Source organism: Citrobacter sp. BIDMC107 (genome assembly GCF_001037575.1).
In the GTDB taxonomy this organism is placed as follows: domain Bacteria; phylum Pseudomonadota; class Gammaproteobacteria; order Enterobacterales; family Enterobacteriaceae; genus Citrobacter; species Citrobacter freundii.
The window spans coordinates 77,035-92,354 of record NZ_KQ089849.1; the positions used below are offsets into that span (position 1 = coordinate 77,035).

General features: G+C 51.6%; 15 protein-coding genes. 9 read left to right on the forward strand and 6 right to left on the reverse strand.

Annotated elements, in window-relative coordinates; all coding sequences use genetic code 11:
* The first annotated feature begins 83 nt into the window (after window positions 1-83).
* Complete coding sequence (gene lpxM / locus SK39_RS21260) at window positions 84-1,055, forward strand: lauroyl-Kdo(2)-lipid IV(A) myristoyltransferase (RefSeq protein WP_048217474.1); 972 nt, start codon at window positions 84-86, stop codon at window positions 1,053-1,055.
* Window positions 1,056-1,099: 44 nt separating this feature from the next.
* On the opposite strand, the gene pyk is transcribed toward lpxM, so the two are convergent.
* Together pyk and SK39_RS21270 are read right to left on the reverse strand one after the other, a co-directional pair.
* On the reverse strand, window positions 1,100-2,542 hold the full coding sequence (gene pyk / locus SK39_RS21265) for a pyruvate kinase (protein ID WP_003034890.1): 1,443 nt from the start codon (window positions 2,540-2,542) through the stop codon (window positions 1,100-1,102).
* A gap of 118 nt (window positions 2,543-2,660) precedes the next feature.
* Window positions 2,661-3,530, reverse strand: a complete 870-nt coding sequence (locus tag SK39_RS21270; RefSeq protein WP_003034893.1) for a MurR/RpiR family transcriptional regulator — start codon at window positions 3,528-3,530, stop codon at window positions 2,661-2,663.
* A gap of 367 nt (window positions 3,531-3,897) precedes the next feature.
* Between SK39_RS21270 and zwf the strand changes: the two genes are divergently transcribed.
* From zwf to kdgA, 3 genes are all read left to right on the forward strand, one after another.
* On the forward strand, window positions 3,898-5,373 hold the full coding sequence (gene zwf / locus SK39_RS21275; RefSeq protein WP_003034896.1) for a glucose-6-phosphate dehydrogenase: 1,476 nt from the start codon (window positions 3,898-3,900) through the stop codon (window positions 5,371-5,373).
* Between the two features lie 233 nt (window positions 5,374-5,606).
* Window positions 5,607-7,418 (forward strand): phosphogluconate dehydratase, encoded by a 1,812-nt coding sequence (edd, locus tag SK39_RS21280; RefSeq protein WP_048217475.1) that lies wholly within the window; start codon window positions 5,607-5,609, stop codon window positions 7,416-7,418.
* Between the two features lie 34 nt (window positions 7,419-7,452).
* Complete coding sequence (gene kdgA / locus SK39_RS21285; protein ID WP_003034901.1) at window positions 7,453-8,094, forward strand: bifunctional 4-hydroxy-2-oxoglutarate aldolase/2-dehydro-3-deoxy-phosphogluconate aldolase; 642 nt, start codon at window positions 7,453-7,455, stop codon at window positions 8,092-8,094.
* Between the two features lie 67 nt (window positions 8,095-8,161).
* On the opposite strand, the gene purT is transcribed toward kdgA, so the two are convergent.
* Window positions 8,162-9,340 (reverse strand): formate-dependent phosphoribosylglycinamide formyltransferase, encoded by a 1,179-nt coding sequence (gene purT / locus SK39_RS21290; protein WP_003034904.1) that lies wholly within the window; start codon window positions 9,338-9,340, stop codon window positions 8,162-8,164.
* Between the two features lie 131 nt (window positions 9,341-9,471).
* Here purT and yebG point away from each other — a divergent pair, with 131 nt between their 5' ends.
* The 4 genes from yebG (at window position 9,472) to ptrB (ending at window position 13,132) form a co-directional block, all read left to right on the forward strand.
* Window positions 9,472-9,762 (forward strand): DNA damage-inducible protein YebG, encoded by a 291-nt coding sequence (gene yebG, locus SK39_RS21295; RefSeq protein WP_003034906.1) that lies wholly within the window; start codon window positions 9,472-9,474, stop codon window positions 9,760-9,762.
* Window positions 9,763-9,883: 121 nt separating this feature from the next.
* Window positions 9,884-10,237, forward strand: a complete 354-nt coding sequence (gene yebF, locus SK39_RS21300) for a protein YebF (RefSeq protein ID WP_003034909.1) — start codon at window positions 9,884-9,886, stop codon at window positions 10,235-10,237.
* A 94-nt stretch (window positions 10,238-10,331) separates the two neighbouring features.
* The gene (locus SK39_RS21305; RefSeq protein ID WP_016150461.1) at window positions 10,332-10,991 is read left to right on the forward strand and encodes a tellurite resistance TerB family protein; all 660 of its coding nucleotides are present in this window, start codon (window positions 10,332-10,334) and stop codon (window positions 10,989-10,991) included.
* A gap of 86 nt (window positions 10,992-11,077) precedes the next feature.
* Window positions 11,078-13,132, forward strand: coding sequence for an oligopeptidase B (gene ptrB / locus SK39_RS21310; protein ID WP_176350139.1), 2,055 nt, complete (start codon window positions 11,078-11,080; stop codon window positions 13,130-13,132).
* Here ptrB and exoX read toward each other — a convergent pair.
* From exoX to SK39_RS21325, 3 genes are all read right to left on the reverse strand, one after another.
* The gene (gene exoX / locus SK39_RS21315; protein WP_003833802.1) at window positions 13,123-13,785 is read right to left on the reverse strand and encodes an exodeoxyribonuclease X; all 663 of its coding nucleotides are present in this window, start codon (window positions 13,783-13,785) and stop codon (window positions 13,123-13,125) included. The genes ptrB and exoX overlap by 10 nt on opposite strands.
* 23 nt (window positions 13,786-13,808) lie before the next feature.
* Window positions 13,809-14,465, reverse strand: coding sequence for a carbon-nitrogen hydrolase family protein (locus SK39_RS21320; protein ID WP_003841657.1), 657 nt, complete (start codon window positions 14,463-14,465; stop codon window positions 13,809-13,811).
* 106 nt (window positions 14,466-14,571) lie between these two features.
* Window positions 14,572-14,802 (reverse strand): DNA polymerase III subunit theta, encoded by a 231-nt coding sequence (locus SK39_RS21325; protein ID WP_003034925.1) that lies wholly within the window; start codon window positions 14,800-14,802, stop codon window positions 14,572-14,574.
* Between the two features lie 143 nt (window positions 14,803-14,945).
* Between SK39_RS21325 and yobA the strand changes: the two genes are divergently transcribed.
* Window positions 14,946-15,320 carry a CopC domain-containing protein YobA gene (yobA, locus tag SK39_RS21330; RefSeq protein WP_003034928.1) on the forward strand — a complete coding sequence of 125 codons (375 nt, stop codon included), beginning with the start codon at window positions 14,946-14,948 and terminating at the stop codon, window positions 15,318-15,320.

A 15,320-nucleotide genomic window follows, 5' to 3' on the forward strand; every position in this document is an offset into this window, starting at 1 on the left:
GGCTTTTTTATTTTGTACGGCGCACGGTGCGCCGCTACACTATCAGCAGATTTACTTTTCGCGGCACCAGACACTGGAAGAGCATGGAAACGAAAAAAAAGAATATTGAGTATATCCCTGAGTTTCACAAATCATTTCGCCATCCACGCTACTGGGGCGCCTGGCTGGGTGTCGCGGCGATAGCTGGGATTGCGTTAACACCTGCGTCATTTCGTGATCCTATTCTGGCAAAACTCGGACGGCTCGCCGGAAGACTGGGAAAAAGCTCCCGTCGCAGAGCATTGATCAATTTATCCCTCTGCTTTCCTGAACGTAGCGAAGCTGAGCGTGAAGCCATTGTTGATGATATGTATGCAACTGCGCCTCAGGCGATGGTCATGATGGCTGAATTAGCAATACGTGGCCCGGAGAAAATTCAGAGTCGGGTTGACTGGCAGGGCCTGGAAATCATCGAAGAGATGCGGCGCAACGATGAAAAAGTTATTTTTCTCGTTCCACATGGCTGGGGCGTAGATATCCCGGCGATGCTGATGGCGTCCCAGGGACAGAAAATGGCTGCGATGTTCCACAATCAGGGGAACCCGGTATTCGATTACGTCTGGAACACGGTACGCCGTCGCTTTGGTGGTCGTTTGCATGCGCGTAATGATGGCATCAAACCGTTTATTCAGTCTGTCCGTCAGGGATATTGGGGATACTACCTGCCGGATCAGGACCATGGGCCTGAACACAGCGAGTTTGTCGATTTTTTTGCTACCTATAAAGCAACGTTACCGGCGATTGGACGTCTGATGAAAGTCTGCCACGCGCGCGTGGTACCGCTGTTCCCCGTATACGATGGGAGAACGCACCGCCTGATGATCCATGTTCGTCCACCGATGGATGACATCCTGACGGCGGATGACCACACCATTGCCAGACGGATGAACGAAGAGGTGGAGATTTTTGTCACGCCTCATGTCGAACAATACACCTGGATTCTGAAACTGCTTAAGACGCGTAAACCCGGCGAGATTGAGCCCTATAAGCGCAAAGATCTCTATCCGAAGAAATAAAAAAAAGCCTCTCAAAACGAGAGGCTTTTTTACATTTAAGCGACTTATTCTACGGTCAGAATACGCGTGGTGTTGGTTGAGCCAATGGTGCTCATCACATCGCCCTGGGTCACGATCACCAGGTCACCAGAAACCAGGTAGCCTTTATCGCGCAGCAGGTTCACCGCTTCATTGGCGGCAACGACGCCGTCAGTTTCGCTGTCGAAGTGAACCGGGGTGACACCGCGGTACAGGGAGGTCAGATTCAGCGTACGCTCATGACGGGACATCGCGAAAATCGGCAGGCCGGAACTGATACGAGAAGTCATCAGCGCAGTGCGACCGGACTCCGTCATTGCGATGATAGCGGTGACCCCTTTCAGGTGGTTAGCAGCGTACATCGCTGACATCGCAATCGCTTCTTCAACGTTATCAAACTGCACGTCAAGGCGGTGTTTAGAGACGTTGATGCTCGGGATCTTTTCAGCGCCGAGACAGACGCGCGCCATTGCCGCGACGGTTTCCGCCGGGTACTGACCTGCTGCTGTTTCTGCAGAGAGCATCACGGCATCGGTGCCGTCGAGGACGGCGTTAGCCACATCCATCACTTCCGCACGAGTCGGCATTGGGTTGGTAATCATCGACTCCATCATCTGCGTAGCGGTGATGACCGCACGGTTCAGCTGGCGCGCGCGACGAATCAACGCTTTCTGAATACCTACCAGCTCAGGGTCACCGATTTCAACACCCAGGTCGCCACGGGCTACCATCACTACGTCAGAAGCCAGGATGATGTCATCCATCGCATTCTGGTCGCAGACGGCTTCTGCACGTTCTACTTTGGCGACAATTTTCGCATCGCAACCGGCATCGCGCGCCAGACGGCGGGCATAATTCAGATCTTCGCCGCAGCGCGGGAAGGAGACAGCCAGATAGTCAACGCTGATTTGTGCTGCGGTAATGATGTCGGCTTTGTCTTTTTCAGTCAGGGCTTCAGCAGAGAGACCGCCGCCCAGTTTGTTGATGCCCTTGTTATTGGATAGCGGGCCACCGACGGTGACTTCGGTGAAGACTTTCATGCCCTGAACTTCCAGCACCTTAAGCTGTACGCGACCGTCGTCGAGCAGCAGGATATCGCCAGGCACGACGTCAGCAGGCAGCCCTTTATAATCAATACCGACTTTTTCTTTGTCGCCTTCGCCTTTGCCGAGGTTGGCGTCTAACAGGAACTTGTCGCCAACGTTAAGGAATACTTTACCTTCTTTAAAAGTGGATACGCGGATTTTAGGTCCCTGCAGGTCACCCAAAATAGCTACATGACGTCCCAGTTTTGCGGCAATTTCACGGACTTTATCCGCCCGCAGTTTGTGATCTTCTGGAGAGCCGTGGGAAAAGTTCATACGTACGACGTTCGCACCCGCGGCGATAATCTTCTCAAGGTTGTTATCGCGGTCAGTTGCCGGGCCTAACGTGGTAACGATTTTGGTTCTGCGAAGCCTTCTGGACATGTAATACTCCGTTGACTGAAACAACTTGGTGTTGCGTGAACATTGATCCGGCCGTTCTCAAACATTAACGGTAAATGAACAACCCGGATGATAAAAGGGTAGAACATTGTTATTGCTTTTAGCGGTCATCACTCTTGATGAGTAATTCTTTATCAAAACGCGATTCCTTGAGCGCTTCCTTGACACGCTTCAAGTTATCTCTAAATTTTGCCCCTCGGCGCAAAGTAAATCCTGTAGCCAGCACATCTATCACGGTCAGTTGAGCAAGTCGAGAGACCATGGGCATATAAATGTCAGTATCTTCCGGTACATCGAGGGTAATTGCCAGCGTGGCTTCCCGCGCCAGTGGCGTACCGGGAGAGGTGAGGGCGATAACCATGGCATCGTTTTCCCGCGCTAACTGCGCCAGTTCAACCAGACTTTTGGTTCTTCCGGTATGAGAAATAAGCACAATGACGTCGTCGTCGCTACAATTCATACAACTCATGCGTTGCAGAACAATATCGTCGGAATAAATTACCGGCACGTTAAAGCGGAAAAATTTATTCATCGCGTCATGCGCTACCGCGGCGGAAGAACCTAAACCAAAGAAGGCAATTTTCTTCGCCTGGGTTAATAAATCTACCGCCCGGTTTACCGCCGCGTTATCCAGCGACTGGCGAACGTGGTCGAGGCTTGCCATCGCTGACTCGAAGATTTTCCCCGTGTAAGATTCTACGCTGTCATCCTCATCCACATTGCGATTAACATAAGGGGTGCCATTTGCCAGACTTTGCGCCAGATGCAGTTTAAAATCAGGAAAGCCGCGGGTGTCCATGCTGCGACAAAAACGGTTCACCGTTGGCTCGCTGACATTCGCTTCTACAGCAAGTGCGGCGATGCTTGAATGGATTGCCCGCTCGGGAGAGGCAAGAATAATGTCGGCGACTTTACGCTCTGACTTGCTCAAATGTTCCAGTTTTAACTGGATTTTTTCCAGCATATTCATGATGTAGGTAGACTCATGGGTCATGGGCAAAAACGATTTCAGCGATACGGGGAAACCGATACACAATTTAGTGTATAGATATTACCCCTGCTAATGCAGCAACGGGGCAAAATGGACAGAATAGTTGTTGTTTTTTTTCATTACATGATCGGAGTCGGATTTTCATACTTCGTCATGGGTACGAAAAATACGACTTTTTTATCCATTTTGATGGGTTATACGCCAATAAAGCGGCTGTTCGCGGTAACAGCACGGCTGGATAAGCGTTTACGGTTTCCGGATTCACGTAAAAGCAGTACAGTGCACTGTAATAAAATTACAACCAGTGTCTGGCAAAAGCACCAGGCACTTAATTGAGGAGAATGACATGGCGGTAACGCAAACAGCCCAGGCATGTGACCTGGTCATTTTCGGTGCGAAGGGCGACCTGGCGCGACGGAAATTGCTGCCTTCCCTGTATCAACTGGAAAAGGCCGGCCAGATTAACCCGGAAACCCGTATCATTGGGGTTGGGCGTGCCGACTGGGACAAAGCAGCTTATACCAAGGTTGTGCGCGAAGCGCTCGAAACCTTCATGAAAGAAAAAATCGATGAAGGTTTATGGGAGACCCTCAGCGGTCGTCTGGAGTTTTGTAATCTGGACGTCAATGATACCGCCGCATTTAGCCGTCTGGGTGAAATGCTGGATCAGAAATCACGTACCACTATTAACTATTTCGCGATGCCACCAAGCACTTTTGGCGCAATCTGCAAAGGCTTGGGTGAAGCAAAGCTGAATGCTAAGCCTGCCCGCGTGGTGATGGAAAAACCGTTAGGAACGTCACTGGCAACATCGCGCGAAATCAATGATCAGGTAGGCGAGTATTTCGAAGAGTGCCAGGTTTACCGCATCGACCACTATCTCGGCAAAGAGACGGTACTGAACCTGTTGGCACTGCGTTTTGCCAACTCCCTGTTTGTGAACAACTGGGATAACCGCACTATCGATCACGTAGAAATTACCGTGGCGGAAGAAGTGGGCATTGAAGGGCGCTGGGGCTACTTTGACCAGGCCGGTCAGATGCGCGACATGATCCAGAACCACCTGCTGCAAATCCTATGCATGATCGCGATGTCTCCGCCGTCCGATCTGAGCGCTGACAGCATCCGTGATGAAAAAGTGAAGGTACTGAAATCACTGCGTCGCATCGATCGTTCGAACGTGCGAGAAAAAACGGTTCGCGGTCAGTACACCGCCGGTTTTGCCCAGGGCAAAAAAGTTCCGGGATACCTGGAAGAAGAAGGTGCGAACAAGAGCAGCAATACGGAAACGTTTGTGGCAATCCGTGTGGATATCGATAACTGGCGCTGGGCGGGTGTTCCATTCTACCTGCGTACCGGTAAACGTTTACCGACCAAGTGCTCTGAAGTCGTGGTTTACTTCAAAACGCCTGAGCTGAACCTGTTCAGAGAATCCTGGCAGGACCTGCCACAGAACAAGCTGACCATCCGTTTGCAGCCTGATGAGGGTGTCGATATCCAGGTCCTGAATAAAGTACCGGGCCTGGATCACAAGCATAACCTGCAAATTACCAAACTTGATCTGAGCTACTCCGAAACCTTCAATCAAACACATCTGGCCGACGCTTATGAGCGTCTGCTGCTTGAAACGATGCGCGGCATTCAGGCGCTGTTTGTGCGTCGAGATGAAGTTGAAGAAGCATGGAAGTGGGTCGACTCTATTACCGAAGCTTGGGCAATGGACAACGACGCGCCGAAGCCTTATCAGGCCGGGACTTGGGGACCGGTTGCCTCTGTGGCCATGATTACCCGTGATGGTCGTTCCTGGAACGAATTCGAGTAAAATATCATCTAGCCCATAGGTGTTATTTTACCGGTAACATGATCTAACACAGATTGTAGAATAATTTTTGCACTTTTAAGCCTCGCGTGGATTCACCCGCGGGGCTTTTTTTATTACACTGCCTGAAACGATTTTGCCCCTGAGCTACGGCTAACAAGCGATTCAGCTGTTTTTAACCCAACTGAAACACATTGTTTTTCCAACGCTCTGACAGATAAATTTTAGGAGCCTCTATGAATCCGAATTTGTTACGCGTAACACAACGTATCGTCGAACGTTCTCGCGCCACACGTTCCGCCTACCTTGCCCGTATTGAACAAGCGAAATCGACTACCGTTCATCGTTCACAACTGGCGTGCGGTAACCTGGCGCATGGTTTTGCTGCCTGCCAGCCGGATGACAAGGCTTCGCTGAAAAGCATGCTGCGTAACAATATCGCGATCATTACCTCCTATAACGACATGCTTTCCGCACATCAGCCGTACGAGCATTACCCGGACATCATTCGTAAAGCGCTGCATGAAGCCAATGCGGTAGGCCAGGTTGCTGGCGGTGTTCCTGCGATGTGCGACGGTGTGACCCAGGGACAGGATGGGATGGAGCTTTCGCTGTTGAGTCGCGAAGTGATTGCTATGTCGGCTGCTGTGGGCCTCTCACATAATATGTTCGACGGCGCGTTATTCCTTGGCGTGTGCGACAAAATTGTCCCGGGTCTGGTGATGGCGGCACTGTCATTTGGTCATCTGCCTTCGATCTTTATTCCCTCCGGCCCGATGGCGAGTGGTCTGGCGAACAAAGAAAAAGTGCGTATCCGTCAGTTGTATGCTGAAGGTAAAGTCGATCGTATGGCGCTGCTTGAATCCGAAGCTGCGTCTTATCACGCACCGGGTACCTGTACGTTCTATGGCACGGCAAACACCAACCAGATGGTGGTGGAGTTTATGGGGATGCAACTGCCAGGCTCCTCATTCGTGCACCCGGATGCGCCGCTGCGCGAAGCGTTGACCGCCGCTGCGGCTCGTCAGGTAACGCGTCTGACCGGCAACGGCAATGAATGGATGCCGATCGGTAAAATGATCGATGAAAAAGTAGTGGTCAACGGTATTGTCGCGCTGCTGGCGACCGGGGGCTCCACTAACCATACAATGCACCTGGTCGCAATGGCGCGCGCGGCCGGTATTCTGATTAACTGGGACGACTTCTCCGATCTGTCCGATATCGTGCCGCTGATGGCGCGTCTGTACCCGAATGGTCCGGCAGACATTAACCACTTCCAGGCGGCGGGTGGCGTGCCGGTGTTAATGCGCGAACTGCTTAACGCGGGTCTGCTGCATGAAGATGTGAACACCGTTGCCGGGTTTGGTTTATCGCGCTACACCATGGAACCCTGGCTCAACGAGGGTGAGCTGGACTGGCGTGAAGGTGCGGCGAAGTCGCTGGACAGCAACGTGATAGCCACCTTTGACCAGCCTTTCTCCCACCACGGCGGCACCAAAGTGCTGAGTGGAAACCTCGGCCGCGCAGTGATGAAAACGTCGGCGGTACCGGTAGAAAATCAGGTGATTGAAGCGCCCGCGGTTGTTTTCGAAAGTCAGCATGATGTATTGCCTGCCTTCGATGCGGGACTGCTCGACCGTGATTGCGTAGTAGTTGTGCGCCATCAGGGACCAAAAGCAAACGGAATGCCAGAATTACATAAACTCATGCCGCCACTTGGTGTATTATTGGACCGTTGTTTCAAAATTGCGTTAGTTACCGATGGACGACTTTCAGGTGCTTCAGGTAAAGTGCCTTCAGCAATCCATGTAACCCCAGAAGCCTATGATGGCGGGCTGCTGGCAAAAGTACGCGATGGCGACATCATTCGTGTGAATGGACAGACAGGTGAATTGACGCTGCTGGTTGATGAAGAGGAACTTGCTTCTCGTCAGCCTCATATTCCTGACCTCAGCGCATCGCGCGTGGGCACAGGCCGTGAAATGTTCAGCGCGTTGCGTGAAAAGCTGTCCGGTGCGGAACAGGGCGCAACCTGTATCACTTTTTAAGACTTATTTTGTAATCAGGCGAGAGAAAACTCTGATGAAAAACTGGAAGACAAGTGCAGAAGCAATCCTGACCACTGGCCCGGTTGTACCGGTTATCGTGGTTAATAAACTGGAACACGCAGTGCCGATGGCAAAAGCGCTGGTTGCAGGCGGCGTGCGCGTTCTGGAAGTGACCCTACGTACCGCATGTGCGATGGATGCCATTCGCGCGATCGCAAAAGAAGTTCCGGACGCTATCGTTGGTGCAGGTACTGTACTGAATCCACAACAGCTGGCTGAAGTTACCGAAGCCGGTGCACAGTTTGCTATCAGTCCGGGTCTGACCGAGCCGTTGCTGAAAGCCGCAACTGAAGGCACTATTCCGCTGATCCCTGGTATCAGCACCGTATCTGAACTGATGCTGGGTATGGACTACGGTTTGAAAGAGTTCAAATTCTTCCCTGCTGAAGCAAATGGCGGTACTAAAGCGCTGCAGGCGATTGCAGGTCCGTTCTCACAGGTCCGTTTCTGCCCAACCGGTGGTATCTCTCCAGCGAATTACCGCGACTACCTGGCACTGAAAAGCGTGCTGTGCATCGGCGGTTCCTGGCTGGTTCCGGCGGATGCGCTGGAAGCGGGTGATTACGATCGCATTACCAAACTGGCTCGTGAGGCTGTTGAAGGCGCGAAGCAATAATTGCGCAAAATGCCCGGTAATCACTACCGGGCCTGCGAATCTGTAACGGGCCATTCGGCCCGTTTTTTTATCCAGTAACTTTCACCTGTGCGGCCGCGTCTTTCGCGCGTATCACCGCATCTTCAATGCTCTGTGCTGTGGCCAGCACAACGCCCAGACGACGGCTCCCGTCGATTTCCGGTTTGCCAAAAAATCGTACTTGCATACCCGCACCTACAGCGGCCTGCACGTTATCAAACGTGATATTCTGACTGGTAAGTTGCGGCAGAATAACAGCGGAAGCAGAAGGCCCATACTGGCGGATTTCGCCAACGGGCAGACCGAGAAATGCACGTACGTGCAGGGCAAACTCAGACAGATCCTGCGAAATTAAGGTCACCATACCCGTGTCGTGAGGGCGAGGGGAGACTTCGCTGAAAATCACCTCATCACCGCAGACAAACAGCTCCACGCCAAACAGTCCGTGACCACCCAGCGCCAGCACCACCTTGCGGGCAATCTCCTGCGCGCGCGCCAGCGCCAGTTCACTCATCTGTTGCGGCTGCCAGGACTCGCGATAATCGCCATCTTCCTGTCGATGTCCAACCGGCGCGCAGAAATGCACGCCATCAACGGCGCTAACGGTTAGCAGGGTGATTTCAAAATCAAAATTCACTACGCCTTCGACGATAACGCGTCCGGCACCAGCCCGACCGCCCTGTTGAGCATAGTCCCAGGCTGCAGCGAGCTGATCGGCTGAACGGATAAAGCTTTGTCCTTTACCGGATGAACTCATTACCGGTTTCACGATGCAGGGGTAGCCGATTTCAGCGACGGCTTCGCGAAAGCGGACTTCACTGTCAGCAAAGCGGTAAGAAGAGGTCGGTAGAGACAATTCTTCGGCGGCGAGGCGACGGATTCCTTCCCGGTTCATGGTCAGTTGCGTTGCTCTTGCACATGGCACAACACGCTGGCCTTCCTGCTCCAGTTTTACCAGCATATCCGTGGCGATCGCCTCAATTTCCGGCACGATATAATGTGGTTTTTCACGCTCGACGAGCTGGCGTAATGCTTCGCCATCCAGCATGTTGATAACGTATGAGCGATGGGCAACGTGCATGGCTGGCGCGTCGGGGTAACGATCCACGGCAATGACTTCCACACCCAGGCGTTGACATTCAATTGCTACTTCTTTACCCAGTTCTCCCGAACCTAATAACATCACTCGCGTTGCTGCTGGACGCAGCGCTGTGCCTAATAACGTCATAAATTAATCCCCTGTTTTATCTGGGCGCAGTATATACGAAAACGTTTGCGTCTGTCTTTATTACCAGGTTGATTTCAGGGCTTAAAAAGAATATACTGTACATAAATACAGGTAATTTAAGAGGCTGCAAAATGGCGGTTGAAGTTAAATACGTAGTCATTCGGGAAGGTGAGGAAAAAATGTCGTTTACCAGCAAAAAGGAAGCCGATGCGTATGACAAAATGCTGGATACAGCAGATCTGCTCGACACATGGCTGGAGCAATCGCCGGTAGCGCTTGAAGACGAGCAGCGCGAAGCGCTTTCCCTGTGGCTGGCTGAGCAAAAAGATGTGCTGAGCGCCATTCTGAAAAATGGCAAGCTGCCTTCGCCGCAGGCTGTCGAAAACGATGCGCACGCTGGGGATGATACTCAGGCTGCCTGAAACGACTTGCGCTCCTGACGTTTTGTACCATGCTTTTCCCTGAATCATTGTGCAATCCCTGACGTTATTTCACGTTGCTACAGGCAATCTGAATGACGAAGGGGAGATTAAGGAGAAAAGAATGTATAAAAAAAGAACGTTATTGAGCCTGCTGCTGCTGTCTGCCAGCGTATCTGTATTTGCGGCAAATATGGAAAGCAAAAACGTCCAGTTTCCCAAGTGTGAGGGACTGGACGCTAACGGTATTGCGGCGAGCGTGAAACGTGATTATCAACAAAATCGCATCGCGCGCTGGGCTGACGATCAAAAGCGCGTCGGGCAAGCCGATCCTGTCGCCTGGGTAAACACGCCCGATATTACGGGCAAAGACGGGAAATGGTCAGTTCCCCTGACTGTTCGCGGTAAAAGTGCGGATATTCACTATCAGGTAAAAGTCGACTGCAAAGCCGGAACAGCGGAGTATCAGCCGCAGTAACGGAGGTATTTGCACATCTTTTGATGACCTGAACACTTCCTGACATCCCCTCGGGTACGCTTTGATGATTATTCGTCTGTACTTGAGGGGCAAAATGGCTAACTGGCTAAATCAACTACAATCTCTTCTTGGGCAAAAAGCTTCCTCCGCGTCATCTTCTGGCGAGCAAGGGCTGAGTAAACTTCTCGTTCCAGGCGCGTTAGGCGGTCTGGCAGGATTACTGGTTGCCAACAAATCTTCTCGTAAATTACTGAGTAAATACGGCACCAGCGCGCTTCTGGTGGGCGGCGGCGCGGTTGCCGGGACTGTGTTATGGAACAAGTACAAGGATAAAGTTCGCGTAGCGCATCAGGATGAGCCGCAGTTTGGCGCACAAAGCTCACCGCTGGATGAGCGAACTGAACGTCTGATTCTGGCGCTGGTTTTTGCGGCGAAAAGCGATGGCCATATTGATGCCAAAGAACGTAGCGCCATTGAGCAGCAGCTCCGTGAAGCGGGCGTGGAAGAGCAGGGCCGCATTCTGATTGAACGCGCCATCGAACAACCGTTAGACCCTCAACGACTGGCGCATGGGATCCGTAACGAAGAAGAAGCGCTAGAAATTTACTTCCTGAGCTGTGCGGCGATTGATATCGACCACTTTATGGAACGTAGTTATCTCAATGCGCTGGGCGATGCGTTGAAGATCCCGCAGGATGTTCGTGAAGGCATTGAACAGGATCTCAAGGAACAAAAACAGGCGTTACCGGGTTAATTACTTACCGCTAAGGCGCATGTTTCGCTTGCATCATTGCTGTCTTTTGCCACCCTTATAGGATGTTTAAGCAAAAGAACAATGACATGCTACCAAAAGTTTCTCGTATTCCACACGCCATGACGCAGCATGGCGATACTCGTGTTGATAATTATTACTGGTTGCGAGATGACACTCGCTCGCAGCCAGAAGTGCTGGATTATCTGCAACAAGAAAATGCGTATGGCCGTCAGGTTATGGCCTCGCAGCAGGCTTTGCAGGATCGCGTCCTGAAAGAGATTATCGACCGTATCCCGCCTCAGGATGCTTCTGCCCCCTATGTGAAGAATGGTTATCGCTACCGGCATATTTATGAACCGGGGTGCGAATATGCCATTTATCAGCGTCAGTCTGCCTTCAGTGAAGAGTGGGATGATTGGGACACTTTGTTGGATGGGAACCAGCGCGCGGCACACAGCGAGTTTTATACGCTGGGAGGACTGGCGATATCACCGGATAACACCATCATGGCACTGGCCGAAGATTATCTCTCTCGCCGGCAATATGGCGTGCGTTTTCGCAACCTGCAAAGCGGCAACTGGTATCCGGAAGTGCTGGAAAACGTCGAAGCGGATTTGGTATGGGCGAATGATTCTCAGACTTTCTATTACGTGCGCAAGCACGAAACGACGTTATTGCCGTATCAGGTCTGGCGACATACAGTCGGCTCGCCATCGTCACTGGATGAGCTGGTGTATGAAGAAGCCGATGACATGTTTTATGTCAGTCTGCATAAAACCACATCATTGCATTATGTGGTTATCCACATTGCCAGTGCGACCACCAGTGAAGTTTTGTTGCTTGATGCAGAACTGGCAGATGCCGAACCGTTGGTCTTTTTAGCGCGACGCAAAGACCACGAATACAGTCTCGATCACTATCAGCACAATTTTTATCTGCGCTCCAACCGTCAGGGGAAAAATTTCGGCCTGTACCGTACCCGTGTTCGTGATGAGCAAGCCTGGGAGACGCTGATCCCTCCGCGTGACAACGTGATGCTGGAGGGCTTTACGTTATTCACCGACTGGCTGGTGGTAGAAGAGCGTCAGCGGGGCTTAACCAGCCTGCGGCAGATTAATCGTAAAACGCGCGAAGTGGTCGGGATCGCCTTTGACGATCCGGCATATGTGACCTGGCTTGCCTATAATCCAGAGCCGGAGACATCGCGCCTGCGCTATGGCTATTCCTCCATGACTACCCCGGACACATTGTTTGAACTGGATATGGACACCGGGGAACGTCGTGTGCTTAAGCAGACGGAGGTACCCGGATTTGATGCGGCGAATTACCGTAGCGAACACGTATGGATAACGGCACGTGATGGCACTGAGGTTCCGGTTTCGCTGGTTTATCATCAAAAGTTTTTCCTGAAAGGAAAAAATCCGCTACTGGTTTATGGCTATGGGTCATATGGCGCCAGCATGGATGCCGATTTCAGCAGCAGCCGTTTAAGCTTACTGGATCGCGGCTTTGTTTACGCCATTGCCCATGTGCGTGGCGGTGGTGAATTAGGACAACAGTGGTACGAGGACGGTAAGTTTCTGCGCAAGAAAAATACCTTTAATGATTACCTCGACGTCTGTGATGCGCTGCTAAAAATGGGCTATGGCGCGCCTGAGTTATGTTATGGCATGGGAGGAAGCGCCGGGGGCATGTTAATGGGCGTCGCCATTAATGAGCGCCCGGAACGCTTCCATGGTGTTATTGCTCAGGTGCCGTTTGTCGATGTGCTGACCACAATGCTGGATGAATCAATTCCCCTGACGACCGGTGAGTTTGAAGAGTGGGGTAATCCGCAGGACGAAGAGTATTACACCTATATGAAAAGCTACAGTCCGTATGACAATGTAACCGCGCAGGCGTATCCGCATCTGCTGGTCACGACGGGATTACACGATTCCCAGGTGCAATACTGGGAACCAGCAAAATGGGTGGCAAAACTGCGTGAGCTGAAAACGGACGATCGTTTGCTGCTACTTTGCACGGATATGGATTCCGGACACGGCGGTAAATCCGGGCGTTTTAAATCTTACGAAGGTGTGGCTCTTGAGTACGCTTTTTTGATTGGACTGGCGCAGGGAACACTGCCTGCTCAGGCGTGATCCAAATAGTGTTTTAGCGTTAATCGCAGTTCCGGGCTCATATTATCAAGGTTATTAAATAACCAGCGCAGATAGCCCGGATCGCGTTCAGCCACTTCTGATACCGGTTTTCCGCGGTACTTACCAAAAGTGAAAGTAGTGAGTAACGCGGGACGGCCGGTAATATCGACCATTTGATCGGCTGTCCAGCCTGACGTCTGCATGATGTCGATCAGGAGTGCAGCAGTGATGTAGCAGTCGTACAGGGCGCGGTGATGGTGGAGACCCGCTGGCGTCTGTACGCTCAGCTTGCGCGATTTATACAGCGCCATGTTGCTGTATTTGATCCCCGGCCACAAACGACGGGAGAGCTTCATGGTGCAAATCCACTCTCCGGGCATATCGGGTAATACACGGCGGTCAAAGCTGGCATTGTGCGCCACGTACCACTCGCTGCCGTAATACTGCGGGATGACGTCTTCAATCCACGGCTTATCGGCCACCATTGCTTCAGTAATGCGATGGATAGCCATCGCCTGTGGGCTGATGGGGCGGTCAGGGCGTACCAGGTGGCTCATTGGGTTGACTATTTTTCCGTCAACCACATCGACAGAAGCAATTTCAACAATGCCTCCCTGTAGACCACAGGTTTCTGTATCTATTATGCGCAACATGCCATGCTCCTGACCCAAAACGACTAGCGTAATGGAATGATATCACCTTGCCAACCCCGTGGCGTGCGTTGACCGGTTAACAGCAAAGAACCGCTGTCTGCGCGAACAATCAATCGGCCTCGCTCATCCCATAACGCGCTGCTGCCACGCGCGTTGGCCATTAATACAGCTATGGCAAACTTATGCGAGAAACTCTGTAGACGAGATGTGGAGGAGAGCAATTCGGGTTCGCTAATGGACTGACTGCTCGTGAACAGGGAGTAAGCCGGGTCGATATCGATTCCTTCCGGTTGGCTATCCACTACGCTAATGGCATTTTGCTGTCTGGCGATACAGGCTCCGTGACTTTGATGAAACGTTAAGGGCGAGGTCATCCAGGGAGAAAAGAGCGCGATGCCTTTTACGAACCGGTTGTTATGTTCCACCGGTAGTCCCGCAATGATTGTCATACGATAAGTCACGGCGGCATGGGCGAGAGGTTCTAACAGCGCTTCATCGGGCGGGGCAGGAAGCGCGTCATGTTCATCAACACAACCTAACAAGGAGAGGGAAGGAAAGACCAGCAATTCACATTGGCATTGGGCGGCTGCCTGAATGAATTGCAGGTGATGTGCGACATGCTCGGTAACTGAGGTGTGAAGAGGTTCGTACTGCGCTGCTGCGATTTTCCAGTGTGACATAATGATTTCCTTTTCATAGTGTCTACAATCATCCTGAAAGTATAGATTAAGAATATACTTATACTGTAGCAGCCATCATGTAAGGAATCGTAACGTAGTATAAGTTTTATTTAACTTTAGGCTCGTAAGGTAAACGTGAAAGGGAAACGGATGCCAGTCGGTGCGCGATGAGTCTTTCGCGAAACCAGTCGCGTAAATGTTCGGGCTGTTCACGCTCAACAACTTCGGCAACAACCGGCATGTTGTATCGCTCCTTAAACGCTACACCCGCAGCGGCCAGGTCAACATTGACCTTATCCATTTCCGCTTGCTCAAGTTTGGCCAGATTGATGTTCATGGGCTTCTCCTTTTCTCTGTCTTTCGGCGCGCAAAGTTACTAAGAGTGTGCATTAATGGCAAGACCGAAATGATGATTCTCGACTCGATCATTGTAGAAGGTTATTCTCTATAGATTAGACATAACAAAAAGGAATAGTTGAAATGGCTTCATCTGCATCTATGCTTCGCAGCGCTCTCATCGTACTTGCCAGCGTGCTGGCAACGCCCGCCGCCCTGGCGCATGCCCACCTCACAAAACAAAGCCCGGCGGCTAATGCCGAGGTTGCGGCATCTCCTCAGGCGTTGACGCTGAATTTTTCTGAAGGCGTAGAGCCGGGATTCAGCGGCGCAAAGCTAACAGGTCCAAACAAAGAACAGATCAAAACGGGTAAGGCGTCACGCAGTGAGCAGGACAAAACACAGCTGATTGTTCCGCTTGATCAAACACTTGAAGCTGGAAAATATACGGTCGACTGGCACGTTGTTTCCGTGGATGGTCACAAGACGAAGGGGCAATATACCTTTAGCGTGAAATAA

What these genes read in the sequence shown, in the direction of transcription:
- edd (WP_048217475.1), top strand. Translation starts at nt 5,607, where the DNA reads ATGAATCCGAATTTGTTACGCGTAACACAACGTATCGTCGAACGTTCT.
- exoX (WP_003833802.1), bottom strand. Translation starts at nt 13,785, where the DNA reads ATGTTGCGCATAATAGATACAGAAACCTGTGGTCTACAGGGAGGCATT.
- zwf (WP_003034896.1), top strand. Translation starts at nt 3,898, where the DNA reads ATGGCGGTAACGCAAACAGCCCAGGCATGTGACCTGGTCATTTTCGGT.
- yebG (WP_003034906.1), top strand. Translation starts at nt 9,472, where the DNA reads ATGGCGGTTGAAGTTAAATACGTAGTCATTCGGGAAGGTGAGGAAAAA.
- yobA (WP_003034928.1), top strand. Translation starts at nt 14,946, where the DNA reads ATGGCTTCATCTGCATCTATGCTTCGCAGCGCTCTCATCGTACTTGCC.
- SK39_RS21270 (WP_003034893.1), bottom strand. Translation starts at nt 3,530, where the DNA reads ATGAATATGCTGGAAAAAATCCAGTTAAAACTGGAACATTTGAGCAAG.
- ptrB (WP_176350139.1), top strand. Translation starts at nt 11,078, where the DNA reads ATGCTACCAAAAGTTTCTCGTATTCCACACGCCATGACGCAGCATGGC.
- SK39_RS21305 (WP_016150461.1), top strand. Translation starts at nt 10,332, where the DNA reads ATGGCTAACTGGCTAAATCAACTACAATCTCTTCTTGGGCAAAAAGCT.
- lpxM (WP_048217474.1), top strand. Translation starts at nt 84, where the DNA reads ATGGAAACGAAAAAAAAGAATATTGAGTATATCCCTGAGTTTCACAAA.
- pyk (WP_003034890.1), bottom strand. Translation starts at nt 2,542, where the DNA reads ATGTCCAGAAGGCTTCGCAGAACCAAAATCGTTACCACGTTAGGCCCG.
- purT (WP_003034904.1), bottom strand. Translation starts at nt 9,340, where the DNA reads ATGACGTTATTAGGCACAGCGCTGCGTCCAGCAGCAACGCGAGTGATG.
- SK39_RS21320 (WP_003841657.1), bottom strand. Translation starts at nt 14,465, where the DNA reads ATGTCACACTGGAAAATCGCAGCAGCGCAGTACGAACCTCTTCACACC.
- kdgA (WP_003034901.1), top strand. Translation starts at nt 7,453, where the DNA reads ATGAAAAACTGGAAGACAAGTGCAGAAGCAATCCTGACCACTGGCCCG.
- SK39_RS21325 (WP_003034925.1), bottom strand. Translation starts at nt 14,802, where the DNA reads ATGAACATCAATCTGGCCAAACTTGAGCAAGCGGAAATGGATAAGGTC.
- yebF (WP_003034909.1), top strand. Translation starts at nt 9,884, where the DNA reads ATGTATAAAAAAAGAACGTTATTGAGCCTGCTGCTGCTGTCTGCCAGC.